The following is a 12,415-nucleotide window of genomic DNA, read 5'->3' on the forward strand; positions in this document are numbered from 1 at the left end:
GCTCAGTTCTCCATGCCGTTTTCGCGGAGGACATTCCAAATCCGGTCCATAATGCTATTGAATGTATCTACGTTGAACGGGCCGTCCGGCAGATCATCGCCGCGGCGCCAATCTTCGCCAGGGCGCGCTGGGAAGCTGGTGCTTGCCTGCATGTAGCTTGAGATGCTCAGTGGATCTGACCCATCCTTCGGCCGAAAACTGATCTTGATGTATGCGGGCTCATGGAGCAGATACTCCCTTTCACTGAAGGGGTAAGCCTCTCGCATTTCACAAGCGACATCGTCGTTCGGAGATTGCTGGCCGCAAGTCCCGGCTGTTTGTTGATCAGCGGTTGATGGCTCAAGGAAAGGCGGCAGCGATCCTTTACCTAGCCTGTACAACCACCACCGGTTACGCACATAAGCTTCGGCCCAAGACACTCCGGCGCCCGAGCCCGTTTGCAAGATTTCTGTCGCCTGCTTGTCAAGGTGTGCTTCACACTCTAGCGGCATCGGCGCCAACGCCTCATCAGCAAACCGGATCTGATCCGATTTTTGATAGGCTCCTCTTGTCTGGGACGCGATGGCTGCCTCTTTCTGGGCAAGCTTCTCATGTTCGCGAACCAATTTTTCTTGGGCGGCCTGGATGTATGCGTCAGTCCCAAAAACAGATGCCGGGTTGAAGTCGTCACCGACGTATTGCGAAGCGTCAATCAACGCCGCCACCGGCGTAAAATAGCTCCAACTGCCAGCGGTAAAAACAGAAACGACTTCATTCGCTCCGTCGCCCTTCCGATGGAAGTGCAATTCGCCGCCGCAGATCTCAAAACCATCGGCGTCCAACTGGACAGCGCTATCTTCAGGGCTTTTCAGTGAAACGATAAAGGTTTTCATTGGCATCGCCTCCCTTACGACTGGGACAGGCGCTCGCGGAGCAGATAGCCCTCAAGCATCCAGATCTTATTCCGGGCATTTTCCCGGGCAATCTTCCGGCCAATGGCTGCATCGAAGTTTTCAGGAGAAGCAGCCGCGCTCTCGCCCGTAACGATGTAGCCGTTGCGCAGTGTCAGGGCGCAGACCGTCATCGTGGTACCGGGGAACACGTGATACTGCTCCGAAGCAATTGCCGCATCGATCAGATCCGGCGTAAGACGTGGAGCGTTCAGCCCCTTGCCTTGGATTTCCTTTTCAATCTGCTGTTCAGTCGGGTTCATCAGTCTTACCTCTGTCTCAAAGAAAAACCCGCCACCAGTGAAGGTGACGGGCTTGGAAACTGCGGGGCTTGTGGCCGCAAACACGTTAGCGCGCCAGATCCCCGACCAGGTCTACGGCTCCCCGTGCGGTCATGCCTGGAATGACACACGGATCAACGCGTGGAACTGGTTGCAGGAGCAGGATTTGAACCTGCGGCCTCTTGGTTATGAGCCAAGCGCGCTACCGGACTGCGCCATCCTGCCGAAATAAACCGCTGTTTCTTCCACCGGAAACCTCTATGTGGAAGTGGGGCTTCGGGCTTGCTGATGGGGTTGCCATCGTCTGCCGCTCGCGGTGCTCCCCGCTCTAATCTGATGCCGGTCGTACCCCCGTCCGTGTTACCCCGTCCCCTCTTGCAATTACCAAGAGCTGGGCGATCTCGCGATCTTCCGGCACGCCCCACCTCTCCACACCGGCATGAGGTGGCCAAACTGTTGGCCCGGCTTCATAGCAATCCGAGGGGCGACCTCAGACCCCATCCACCGGGCCTCTCTCGCTGTTTATTCTGCTTTAACCTTGGGCTTGGAACGGCGTCGGGCGTCCAAACCTGATCGTTTTAGCGCTGGTTTCTGGCATTCTCTTCGGACGAAACACGCTGTCCTTGCTGCTTCCGTCGCAATAGTCGCTGTCTTTGAAACCCTGTTCCTGACTAAAGACAACCTCGTTGGTTTCCCGGTCCACGACTTGAACGCTGTCTATCCAATTGCCTTTGGTTTCTAACAACGTGCCGACGTGCGCGCGGGCTTCTTCAAGGCTTTCGAATTCGCCCTGGAAATCTTCCCAGCCACCACTTGGTTCACAACGGAAAAACCCAAAAGTCAGATACCGCTTCATGGCGCCGTTCCGTTCAAGCTGCACTTGCTGCGATGTTGCCACTACGTATAGCCTGATTTGGCCGAAACTGATGCACCAAATCTTCGTCTGCAGGCTCGGGGAAAACGCTTGTTTTACAGAACCTTGCCATCAGTTCTTCCATTCCCGCGTTATATCTGCGGTTTAGGGTCACTCTATTGATCCTCATGTTCCTGGCAAGGGTGCTTGTTGAAACTTTATGAACCCAAGCAAACACTTTGATGGCCACCGCTTTGCGGGCGTTTTCGTTGTCGATCCCGGCGAGCCATTCCCATGTTTCTTCCATGCGGGTGATCGCGGCGGCCGGTGGCGGGGTTCGGCGCGGCTTTAGAGGGTCATCGGTCTTGATGCCCTCTATGAGCTGTTCCTTCACCACCTGCCAGCGCTCGCTTTCGTTGGTTTCTGTTTCCGGCCAGAAGGTGGACGGCAGGCCAGGACGAACACCGGTCACCCGCAATGCCTTCATACAGACCTGCGCTTCTAGGAGCCGGTCGAGGATAAGAAGTTCAAGGTCAGCAAGGTTCATCGATGGGGCTCCTACTGAGTCACTGTTGTTTTTCGACAAGATCTGCTCGTACGTATCGGACAGTTTTCCAATCCGGTTTGTCCGGCAGATCGATGTAATCGTATTCAAGGCACGGATCTGAACCGTCTGCCATAACTGAAAATCCAAGATAGATTTCAGCAGGCGCTTCATGCTTGTTCTCTTCACCGACTTCGCGGCGGCACTGTTCAATCCTCATTCCCGTCTCCTTCATTGAACGAATTGCATAGTCCACACGGCCAAACTCCGGCCGATCTTTTCGCCGAATAACTTGTCCAAGATGAAAAGAGGCGTTGAAACAGCCACGCAAAACCAGACGCCTTTCCAGCCCATCGTTTCGTACACCCAGGCGCCTAAGATAACTCCAAGAATACCCATCACTGGCTCCGTATCCTGTCACACCAAAAACCTGTAATTCTGTTTGACTGTGAAAATCGCGTTGTCTCCGTCCTTCGTGTTCTCAAACTCGACCGGGTAGAATTCAACGATTGGCTGGCCATCTATCAGGTAGACCTCGGCGCCACCTGGAAACTGATGCCTTGCACATCTGCCAGCGAGCGCAGTCAATTCGAACTCAAGTAGCCCGAGATGTTTCCGGATTGCGGTTGCCAATATGCCGTCTTTCTTTGTGGCCATACCCGCAGCTGCCTTGTAAGCGAGGTCATCAATCACGCCACCAACTCCTTCTGCGCATCCATCTCCATCAGATCCCACAACAACACTTGAAGATACCCGGCCAGCAGAACCCGCTGTTTCGGCGAACTGCCATCAATCCCCGGCCCTTTCTTGGCCATGGCCCGAAGGCCTGAGAGGTCCATACGATCCAATGCATCACAGAACTCACCCAGCCTTTCGCGCCATGTCGGGAAGCCTAAGAAGAGGTCGCTGATGGCCCCGATCATGGCGCTGGTCAGATCGCACAGATGGTTTTCGCTCTGTGTCAGCGCATAGAGAACCGCCCATGCGTGTTGTTCCCCGTGCAGATTGATCATCTTCTGAATGGTCACTTCCGCGTTGGTCTGGGCACCAGAAGTTGGCGAAGTCCTGATCGGCACGTTCCCTGGCAGACAGACGATGTCCAGGCTGTCGCACAGTTCCTTGGCCTGTCTGGTGTCGGTGATCGCTTGGGCCGGCATCTCTCAATCTCCGCTGCAAGATCATGTTTTCGGCTTTGCTGAGTTTCAGTTCGGCGTTGAGCAACCGGGTGCGGGCGCGCTCCAGGTCGAAATCTTCTTCAAGGCCAGATTCCGGCCTGTTGGCGATCTGGATACGGATCGCGAGAACACGCTCTGCCTCTTCAACGGCTTCCTGAAGGTGCTTGGTCATCGGAAATCCTCGTCAAAGTCGCCTTGGGGGTCATCGTCCAGGTCGAAGAAGCTTGTCCGCGGGCCAGACCAGCCGATTTTCAAGACACGACCATCCCGGCCCCTGCGACGCTTGGCGCAAGTCACTTCGGCCTTGTCCTTCCATTCTTCGTATTGGGCCTTCCGCTGATCGCGCTCCTTGTCACTGGTCGCTATCTTGAACAGAACGTCGGAAAGCTTCTTTTGAGGGCGGTGCATTAAAAGCACCCAGTTTGCCTTATTCCGAACGGCTTGCCCGCCGTAGGAGTCTGATAATCTCAAGCTGATGTCCGGGCGCTCGTTGTAGATCGTCTTGACCTGCCCCAGTCCGATTATGGGCACTTGCAACCTGGTCGCCAGCTTGTCGAGCTTCCGGCAAACAAGCGTCACGGTTTCGGCCGAGGAATGGGAGCCTTTGACCTCCGGGTCCACGTCATCGATCGTATCAATAAAAACCGCCCCGCAGCCGCCATTGGTATGCTTGAACGCCCGGATACAGGCCTCGATGTTCGAGATCCGCATGTCATCGGTGTATTCAAAGAAGGACGGCAGGCCGTGCTGCGCCTGATTGGCAACGGCTAGGGCTTCGATTTCCGAGAGGTTCACCGTGTTTTGCTCCAGCGCTTCACTGGAAACACCGGTTCGGGAAATCAGATCCTTTGCCGCGATATCCTCCGGGGTTTCCTCTGCCGAGATCGTCAGCACCGGTTCCCGTTTGGCAATGTGGTTGGCAAGGTTCCGGGCAAGGGCTGACTTGCCGTGGCCAGACGGGCCGATGATCAGGCCAAAATCCCCCATGACAATGCGGCCCATGAGATCATCCAAGGTCCGGATGCCCCAATCATGCCCCCTTGGCTCCCCGCTCACCTGCGCTTGCCTGAGCTGTTCCATATAGGCTTGACCGGCTTCATGGATGGATTTGCCAACTTGAGGGCGCCGGGCAGCTGCCAGATTGGCAAGGGCGCTTGACCCTTCCAGAGCAATTTCTTCAGCGCCTAACCGGCCCTCATTGACCTTTTTCATCAGATCGCTGGCAAAGGCTGTGATGTGGGCTTGTAGGGCGCGTTCACACAAGATTTCGGCCAGGTCTTTCAAACCAAGATCGCCGTTTGCCTGACTTACACAGGCCATGAGGAACGACGGCACATTTGGAATACCGGCTTGTTCAACGTCCAGTTTGACCACTTCCCGAAGGGCTGGAATGGAGATGTCTGTTCCCGCTTTGCCGAGCCGCAGCATGCCGTCCCAAACCGCCCGAGTGGTCAGATTGGTGAAGGCATCCAGGGGCACGCGGGACCGGTAGCCGTGAAAGCTGGCAGGTTCCTGAAGGATAAGCCCCAAGAACTCACATTCGTTTGCCGGAAACCCGTTGATCATGCGGCGATTGCTCCATGCTTTTCATAAAGTTCATTCCAGACTTCCAGGGGATCGGTTCCATTGGCCATCGTGGGAAAGGTGCCGGTGGCGACTTGTTCAGCCCGCATGCGTTCCTCTAAGGAGCGCCATGCCTTGAAACCTGGAGGTTCGCGAAAAGTCTGTTTCTTGGCGTCAAAGTCCCGGTCGCCGTCGGGAAAGCCGACCACGCGGGAGACACCAAAAGGTTTCTGGAAATTGACCATTCCCGAGGTTGCCATCATCGGCCAGATCGGGATTTCACGGGCTGCAAGGTTCCAGGCCCCGTATCCACTTTCAACGCCCTCACAGGCGCCAATGGTGCCATCTGTGACCGGTTGAAGCCGGATTGCCCCTCCAAGCTCCATGCAAGGCCCGAGACCCTTCTTGACCTTCTTGCCTGTTTCGTCCCGGTAATTGGTGCCGTCCTCGTTCAGATAGATCCGCCAGACGCCGACAGGATTGCCGTCCGGCCCGGTGACCTGACAGACGATGCAGGGCAGTTTCAGATCCTTGGTGTAAAAGGCCTCTGGGTGGAACCGGATCTGATCAGTGTGGAAACCGTCCCAGCCCTTCACCCGGTTTTTGAAATAGACCTCGGCAGGCGTTTCTTCCGGCCGGGTAGCATGCTGCCAAAGGTCAGCGGCCAGCTCTTCGCGATAGACGCGGGCTTTGGCTTCCTTGGCGGCGTGCTGTGCCTGTTCTCTTTGGCGCCGCTCCTGTGCACGCCTGGCCGCGTCCTGGTCGACTTGCCCTTGATCCATCCCGAGGAACACGCGCGCCTCTTTGAAGGCATTGGCAAGGTCCGATTTCGACGGCTCCGAGGTACAGCCGTTCAGGAGATAAGCAAGCAGCGAGACAGGCCCTCCGCCAAAGCCTTGACTGTGGCGGTACCAGTCCCCCCGGTGACTACCCGAAAGATGGACTTGGAAACTGCCGAGCGCCTTCGGCGATTTGGGTGCCAAATAGGCTTTGCCCTTATGATTGACCCAGCCGGGATTGTACTGATCAAGCAACTGCTCAATCCGGTCCTTGAGCTGACCAACAATCAATTCCGTGTCGTCATGACGGGTCATTTCTTCACCTCGCGCGCATCGGCCGGCAGCCGGTTCCAGATCCAGGATTCCGGTACGTTCATGATTTCGGCCACCTCAGCCGTTGAGCCATACCGTTTCACCAGATCCCGCATGGTTTGGGCGGTCTGTTCAGCGGTACCGGGTTCGGGCTTCAGAGACTTGGGGTTCATTCTGCGGCCTCAGATTCAGCAATGTGACAAAGGAAGTCACAGGCCGGAGCGATCGGTTCTGTGGTCGGCCAGTCTTCTGGAATCTCATCGATGAAAACACGCTCGCCATGTAAACGGGTGAGCTTGACATTCAGGTCCCTTGATAGTTTGGCCATCCGAAAGAACCGGTCGGGGAAACACTTACGCACTAGAGCCCAATAATTGGGACTAGTTGCTTTAGGGCATGGGATGCAGTTGTTGTTCCAAAATCCCAACAAATACATAGCTGGAAGCTTAATTCCGGCACGTTCTATCAGAGCTAAACAGGCTGCTTTGTTTATGCCACGATCAATTAGCGGAGTTTTTATAACTAATTCAGGGTAGTTTGCGCGCAGCCGTTTAGCCCTGGCAATGTCGGGTCCATCAGCGGTGTACCCAAAAACATGGATGTCATCGGGTTTTTGGTAGACGAGGCGTTGTTCCACCTTGAGAACGCCGGTGCAGTGAGCGCCTTCAATCCCGGCGAGCCAACGCTCGCGCTGCCACACATCCCAAGTGTCGACGTACTTTTCCGATTTGAGAACTGTTACTTCCCGATTAAGCCACAACTCCACGTCAGCCAAAAACCGAACGTTGTCTGTATGCTCTGATCCCGTGTCGCAATAGACGAGTTCCCCTGTAGGTTCGAACTTGGCGGCGACTGCGCTAGCAGCTCCACAAGAGAACCAACACAAAGTGCGTTTGGACAGGCCCATTACTCCGCGGCCTCCAAAAACTCAGCTTTCGGCGCTGCATCAGCCAGGAGGGCCGAAACACATGCTTTCATCTTGGCGACTGAAACGGCGTTGCCGATCTGTTTGATTTTGTCGGTCTTGGTTCCGGCAAATTCGTATCGAGCTTCTTCAGTGTTGAACCCCATTGCGGCGGCCAGTTCGTGGGGCTCCAGCATCCGGAAAAGAATGTCGAACTCGGCATCTGGCTCGACCATTGCCAACTCTCCACGGTTGGCCCCTGTGACCGTCGGCAGTGGATCGGAAACGTTTTGAATACGGCCTTCACCGCCTGCATGGGTTACTGGCAGGACAGCGGCGAACTCTCCGCCCCGCGCCGTTGTCATGGTGGGCAAAGGATCGGTTTCAAGGTTGCGGGCTTGCGCGCCACCGTTCGAATTGGTGACAGGCACCACCATCCCGAACCGGCCCTTTGATGTGACTGTCGGGAGAGGGTTGTCGGTGGTGTCGCAGGTTTCACCCGATCCAGACCCGTAATAGGGCGAGATCAGAGCATGAGCTGATCCGTTGCCCCCGGTTGTCTGGGTTGGCATTGGTTCAGAAACGCCGCGCGGTGAGCCTCCAGAGGCTTGCGAGAGCATGAAGGGCTCGACCAGCATTGGCCGAGCGCACCCGGGCCGCTCATTGGTGCCTGCCCCGCCTGTTGTGATCGTTGGAAGCGGGTCCTCTGCCGAACGTGGCGCCCCGCTGGAATGCTGAGACAAAACCACCGGCTCGGCCAGCCAAACACCGCCTTTGGTGTCCAGGGTCGGTACCGGTTCTTGTGATGCCGGTTTGGCTTGGTTCCCTTTGCGCCCGTTCATAATGACCGGTTCAGCTATTCCTATGTGGCTTGCAGCGGAAGTCAGAGTCGGGAGGGGCGCTTTAGGGGTTGCTGGAGCTGTGGCCTTCTTCATATTGACCACCACCGGCTCAGCAAGCCCGATATGCGTTCCATTGGCCGCTATGGTCGGTAAGGGAAGGTCCAGGCCACGGGCGGCCATGTGATTGCGCAAGATGACCAGATAAGGTTCTGGCCAGTTAAACTTGACCGCGCCCGCATAAATCCGGGCCATCGTTTTGGGTGCCAAATCTTTCCTACGGCCAAAAATCGACTTGCCCTTGATTGACCAGTCGATGATGTCGCGGGCTGGCCGCCAGGGCTTTTCCGTGGCGAACATGTCGTCTTTCAGATCCTTGGGGCGGCGGTGCGTCGGCATTGGCCAATGCACTTTCTTGCCGTCCGACCGGCCCATGAGAATGAACCGCTGCCGTGTGGTGGCGTCCCCATAATCGGCGGCGTTCAGCTTGCGCCATTCCAGATCGAAACCAAGGCCCTTAATGGTCTGGATCCACGCATGGAAGTATTCACCCTTGCGGGACTTAACCGGCTTGCCTGTCTGCCGGTTGACCGGCCCCCAGCTTGTGAACTCCCAGACGTTTTCAATGATGATCCGTTTGACCCGGAGTTCGGTCAGCCAGGTTACGATGTGCCAGGGATCGCTGCGCTGCTGGTCGCTGGTCGGCTTGCCGCCTCTGGCCACGGAATGATGGGTGCATGTTGGCGAGGCCATCAACAGATCAAGGTAACCTTCTGGTACCACCAGATGCGGACGCACGGTGGAGATGTCTTGAACATAGTGGCGGGCCTCTGGATGGTTCTTCTGGTGGGTTTCAATGGCTGTGGGCCAGTGATTGAGACAAACCAGCTCCATCTCAAGGCCCATTTCGGCCAGCGCCCGTTGGCACCCGGTAGAAGAACCGCCAGCACCACACAGAAGATCAGCGACAAGCATTTTTTTCTTTTTCATGCGGCCTCGAATTTGTCTGTTTCGTCTCCAAAGGCATCCCATCCGGGCCGGACCTGACGGCTGAACAGATCCGCGCGCCGGTTGGCGTTCGGCATCAGCCTTTCCGCTTCAGCGTAGGCTTCATCTGGTTTTCTGGAATGTTCTCTAATTGGCCCTTCAATGACCGTGCGGACAACCGGCACAGTCTTTGGATTGCCCATGGTAAAAAGAAGGAACGGCTCGGATGCAGAGCGCAGCCGGTAGCCGGTACCGAAAGCCAGTTTTCCGTTTTTGGTTCGCTTTACCCAGACACCGGAGGTCACGAACTTGAAGCCCCAAGCACGGCCAACCGCTATCTGCTGGTCAATCATCGGGTGCGTTCCCCAGAGCCAAAGCAGACATGTCTCGCTGGCAAGATCCCCGACCGGAAAGTCTTCGATAATTTTCTTGACGGATTCCGTCTGGTAGTGGCGATCCGGCCCCTTGGTCATGCGGCCCTTTTCGGACCATGTTTCAAACCGCCAATGCGGGTCCGCCATGATGAAGTCATAGCCAAACATCGGCATGTCTTTCCAAGGCCAGGAATTGCCGCTCATGCCGCCGCCCTTCCTTTGGCCGAAGCAATAGTTTCGAAGAGCTGGGCGGCTTCCTCCAAAACCCGAGCTTCGGCCAGATAGGTGTTTGCCGTGATCATGTGCGGCATGTCCAAACGCTTGGACTTCACCAACGTTTCAAAGGTTGCGGCTGTCTGTTTGCGAAGGCTTGCCGCTTTTCCGATGACCTCGGCAAACCGCAACAGGTCTCGGGCCGTGTATTGCTTGAGGGATTTGGTCATGCGCCCGCGCCTTGCTTTGGCGCTTCAGAACGTCGGATCAGCTCTTCAACAGCCTTCGGATCTGAAATGTGTTTGAGGACGGCAATTTGCTTCCCGTCAGCAACCAGTGCGGAATCTTGATGCGTGATCTTGATGACTTCGAACTTCATGCGGCTTCTCCTTCAAAGAGAGGACCGGCGCTGCCTTGCAAACGTTCGGTTTTGGTGTGGATCTGAGCCCAGAAGGCAATGCCGGCCGCATCAGCCGCATCCTTCGACTTCACCGCGATTTTCATCATGCCGCAGACGCGCCGGGTCACATCCTTCTGGTCTTCGCCTTCAGCCGGTTTCTGATCACCGTTGAAGGCCGCGCGCCATGTCTGGACAGGAACAAGAACAAACGGGATAGACAGGCTGTGGCAGACCTCTTGAGCGCATCCGTTGAGGTAGGCAGCTGTGGCCTTGGCGTGATCGTTTGAAACGGATTTCCGTATTTTCTTGCCGAACTTGTCCACCTCGACCCGGGTCATCTCACCCTTGATGCGATCCTCGATCGCAACGAACTCGATTTCCTTGATCTTCAGGAAGGTCCAGAGCCATTGACGGAACCTGTAATTCCGCTCTGCCTCAGACTTAGACTTGCTTCGGAACACGCCGGTTTCAAAGCTTTGGCCTTGAGCGATGCACCAACCTGTGTTGGTGGCGATATCCAGTCCTGCGATTTTCACGAAATGGCCTCCCTATTTTACGCGAGAGCCTTTGGCCAAACGCCCATCCAGCAGGACAACCCGTTTCCGAACAACTGCATTGCGAGGCCGCATGTGCACTGCGCCAAGTCCCCATGCTCGAGCGCGGGACCTTCGCTTTTGCAGCGGGGGCAGATTGTTACTGAATCTGTTGGATCTTCGACCATCTGGTTCGGGTCAAACACCGAAGGCTTCATCCCCGTTCGGCTGTTGTGGTGATAAGCGAGGTTTTCTGCTTTGCTTGGGGCAAAGTTCGCGTAGCGACCACCGTACTGAACATTCTGTTTGTGAAGCTTCCAGGTTTTCATGGGTTTCTCTCCCTGTTTAGGTCGCTGGCTTGCAAAGGGTTGGCGGCTGTCAAATAGGACCGAAGCCCCTGCCCGCACCGCCTTTGACCGTTTCCGGCATCCCCCGCCTTTTGACCGCCCGTTGCCAGCTCGGCTGCGTCAGGAAAACGCGGGCAATCAGGTGTCGTCTTCGATGTCCGTCTGGGTATCGTCATCGCCTGGAATGACTTCGGCCTGTTCCTCGGCGTCTTCCTCGTCGGCTTCTTGCTTGAATTGTTGGAAATTGGCCGAACCTTCGTGGAAACCTTTGATCCATGAATTGCTGGCGTCTGTGCCAAGAGCATGCGGGTTGTCATCCATGCCCTGCCCCATGGCGCCGGTTAGGACACCCATCCGGAAAGCACGGTCTTCAAGCGGCTCTTCGTGGGAGACAGAAGGAAACAGGTCGAGCTGATTGTCTTCAATCGGCAGGTTGATCGCGGAAAGATACTTGAACAGCTTCTTGATCCGCTCGACGTAGGCCGTAACTTCAGCCGGGCCCTTTTTCTTGATCTTCAGGGCTTCCGAGACAGCCCACTTGTCCATGCCATTGGATTCCAATTTTCCCATAGCAGAGGCAAATGCGCCCTTTGCGCTTTCGGCCTGCTTTTGAAGATTGGCCGCCCGCGTGATTTGAAAGGCGGTGAACTGTTGGTCTTGGGAAATGTTGTGGGCTGGATTGCTCATGTTTGATCTGCCTTTGTTCTCTTAGTCGCTTTCGGCTTCAGCACCGGCTAGGCTTCCAAGGGCTTCGGAAGCCGCATGGATGACCTTTTGAAGATCTGCGATGCATTGCTGTTTTTCGTCGGCGTCGATTTCACCGTCTGCAATAGCTTCGGTGATCGTTTCACAGGCTGCGCCCGCCTGTTTCATCAGGGAGCCGACTGCACAGATGGGGCTACGTCCGCTTGCCGCGTCTGGTCGACGGACAAGATCGAAACCGTATATGTCGGCCAGCGCCCGCGTGATTGGTGGTACTTCACCATCACTGGCAATCTCGCTTTCAACCTCGACAATCCGGTTCAACGGGATCCAGCGCACATCGCAGTTTTCGCTTCTGCGATACCACCGCTCGATGTTTTGGCGCGGAATGCTCAATAACTCGCCAGCACTGTAGGCCCCGCCAATCGCCTTAACTGCCGACTTCGTCGCGGCTGCAACTCTCAAATAAACATCGGTGTGAAGGTGGTTGCCCATGGGTTCTTTTTCCTTTCGAAAGCAGCCTTTACCGCTGATTAGCTGGCTGCTTTCATCCCGGTATGACTATCCGGCTCCAAAAGTTTCAGGTTCTCGACGGTGGTTTGACAGACCTCGCAGACCACCCGCTCCGCGTCCTTTTGCGTCCAACTCTGCGACTGGTCTGGGACCGGGATCGAATGCTT

18 protein-coding genes and 1 tRNA gene are annotated in these 12,415 nt (G+C 56.0%); all 19 read right to left on the reverse strand.

The annotated features are described in order from the left end of the window. Positions 1–2: 2 nt before the first annotated feature. A complete protein-coding gene (locus tag ACOOFE_RS19590) occupies positions 3–872 on the reverse strand; it encodes a hypothetical protein (RefSeq protein ID WP_420411618.1) in 870 nt (289 codons plus the stop codon). 14 nt (positions 873–886) lie between these two features. Beyond that, positions 887–1,192 carry a Gp49 family protein gene (locus ACOOFE_RS19595; protein ID WP_420411619.1) on the reverse strand — a complete coding sequence of 102 codons (306 nt, stop codon included), beginning with the start codon at positions 1,190–1,192 and terminating at the stop codon, positions 887–889. Between the two features lie 166 nt (positions 1,193–1,358). After that, a tRNA-Met gene (locus ACOOFE_RS19600) sits at positions 1,359–1,435 on the reverse strand. 307 nt (positions 1,436–1,742) lie between these two features. Continuing rightward, complete coding sequence (locus ACOOFE_RS19605; RefSeq protein ID WP_420411620.1) at positions 1,743–2,066, reverse strand: hypothetical protein; 324 nt, start codon at positions 2,064–2,066, stop codon at positions 1,743–1,745. Positions 2,067–2,079: 13 nt separating this feature from the next. Continuing rightward, the gene (locus ACOOFE_RS19610; protein ID WP_420411621.1) at positions 2,080–2,610 is read right to left on the reverse strand and encodes a DUF6362 family protein; all 531 of its coding nucleotides are present in this window, start codon (positions 2,608–2,610) and stop codon (positions 2,080–2,082) included. Between the two features lie 19 nt (positions 2,611–2,629). Then, complete coding sequence (locus tag ACOOFE_RS19615; RefSeq protein ID WP_420411622.1) at positions 2,630–2,827, reverse strand: hypothetical protein; 198 nt, start codon at positions 2,825–2,827, stop codon at positions 2,630–2,632. Positions 2,828–3,024: 197 nt separating this feature from the next. Further along, the gene (locus ACOOFE_RS19620) at positions 3,025–3,300 is read right to left on the reverse strand and encodes a hypothetical protein (RefSeq protein WP_420411623.1); all 276 of its coding nucleotides are present in this window, start codon (positions 3,298–3,300) and stop codon (positions 3,025–3,027) included. Continuing rightward, complete coding sequence (locus ACOOFE_RS19625; RefSeq protein ID WP_420411624.1) at positions 3,297–3,764, reverse strand: hypothetical protein; 468 nt, start codon at positions 3,762–3,764, stop codon at positions 3,297–3,299. The genes ACOOFE_RS19620 and ACOOFE_RS19625 overlap by 4 nt, the downstream gene beginning before the upstream one ends. Positions 3,765–3,950: 186 nt before the next feature. Beyond that, positions 3,951–5,348, reverse strand: a complete 1,398-nt coding sequence (locus ACOOFE_RS19630; RefSeq protein ID WP_420411625.1) for a DnaB-like helicase C-terminal domain-containing protein — start codon at positions 5,346–5,348, stop codon at positions 3,951–3,953. Next, complete coding sequence (locus tag ACOOFE_RS19635) at positions 5,345–6,439, reverse strand: DUF7146 domain-containing protein (RefSeq protein ID WP_420411626.1); 1,095 nt, start codon at positions 6,437–6,439, stop codon at positions 5,345–5,347. Before ACOOFE_RS19635 ends, ACOOFE_RS19630 begins: the two co-directional genes overlap by 4 nt. Next, the gene (locus ACOOFE_RS19640) at positions 6,436–6,609 is read right to left on the reverse strand and encodes a hypothetical protein (protein ID WP_420411627.1); all 174 of its coding nucleotides are present in this window, start codon (positions 6,607–6,609) and stop codon (positions 6,436–6,438) included. Before ACOOFE_RS19640 ends, ACOOFE_RS19635 begins: the two co-directional genes overlap by 4 nt. After that, the gene (locus ACOOFE_RS19645; RefSeq protein ID WP_420411628.1) at positions 6,606–7,343 is read right to left on the reverse strand and encodes a hypothetical protein; all 738 of its coding nucleotides are present in this window, start codon (positions 7,341–7,343) and stop codon (positions 6,606–6,608) included. Before ACOOFE_RS19645 ends, ACOOFE_RS19640 begins: the two co-directional genes overlap by 4 nt. Beyond that, the gene (locus ACOOFE_RS19650; RefSeq protein ID WP_420411629.1) at positions 7,343–9,169 is read right to left on the reverse strand and encodes a DNA cytosine methyltransferase; all 1,827 of its coding nucleotides are present in this window, start codon (positions 9,167–9,169) and stop codon (positions 7,343–7,345) included. Before ACOOFE_RS19650 ends, ACOOFE_RS19645 begins: the two co-directional genes overlap by 1 nt. Then, positions 9,166–9,744 carry an MT-A70 family methyltransferase gene (locus ACOOFE_RS19655; RefSeq protein WP_420411630.1) on the reverse strand — a complete coding sequence of 193 codons (579 nt, stop codon included), beginning with the start codon at positions 9,742–9,744 and terminating at the stop codon, positions 9,166–9,168. Before ACOOFE_RS19655 ends, ACOOFE_RS19650 begins: the two co-directional genes overlap by 4 nt. Next, on the reverse strand, positions 9,741–9,983 hold the full coding sequence (locus ACOOFE_RS19660; protein ID WP_420411631.1) for a hypothetical protein: 243 nt from the start codon (positions 9,981–9,983) through the stop codon (positions 9,741–9,743). Before ACOOFE_RS19660 ends, ACOOFE_RS19655 begins: the two co-directional genes overlap by 4 nt. Beyond that, entirely contained in the window at positions 9,980–10,132 is a 153-nt protein-coding gene (locus tag ACOOFE_RS19665) for a hypothetical protein (RefSeq protein ID WP_420411632.1), read from the reverse strand. Before ACOOFE_RS19665 ends, ACOOFE_RS19660 begins: the two co-directional genes overlap by 4 nt. Beyond that, positions 10,129–10,689, reverse strand: a complete 561-nt coding sequence (locus ACOOFE_RS19670; protein ID WP_420411633.1) for a hypothetical protein — start codon at positions 10,687–10,689, stop codon at positions 10,129–10,131. The genes ACOOFE_RS19665 and ACOOFE_RS19670 overlap by 4 nt, the downstream gene beginning before the upstream one ends. Before the next feature lie 482 nt (positions 10,690–11,171). After that, positions 11,172–11,720 carry a hypothetical protein gene (locus ACOOFE_RS19675; protein ID WP_420411634.1) on the reverse strand — a complete coding sequence of 183 codons (549 nt, stop codon included), beginning with the start codon at positions 11,718–11,720 and terminating at the stop codon, positions 11,172–11,174. Between the two features lie 21 nt (positions 11,721–11,741). Further along, positions 11,742–12,230, reverse strand: coding sequence for a hypothetical protein (locus ACOOFE_RS19680; RefSeq protein WP_420411635.1), 489 nt, complete (start codon positions 12,228–12,230; stop codon positions 11,742–11,744). Positions 12,231–12,415 lie beyond the last annotated feature (185 nt).

Origin of the sequence: Roseibium sp. (assembly GCF_965216085.1) — a bacterium.
Taxonomy (GTDB): Bacteria; Pseudomonadota; Alphaproteobacteria; order Rhizobiales; family Stappiaceae; genus Roseibium.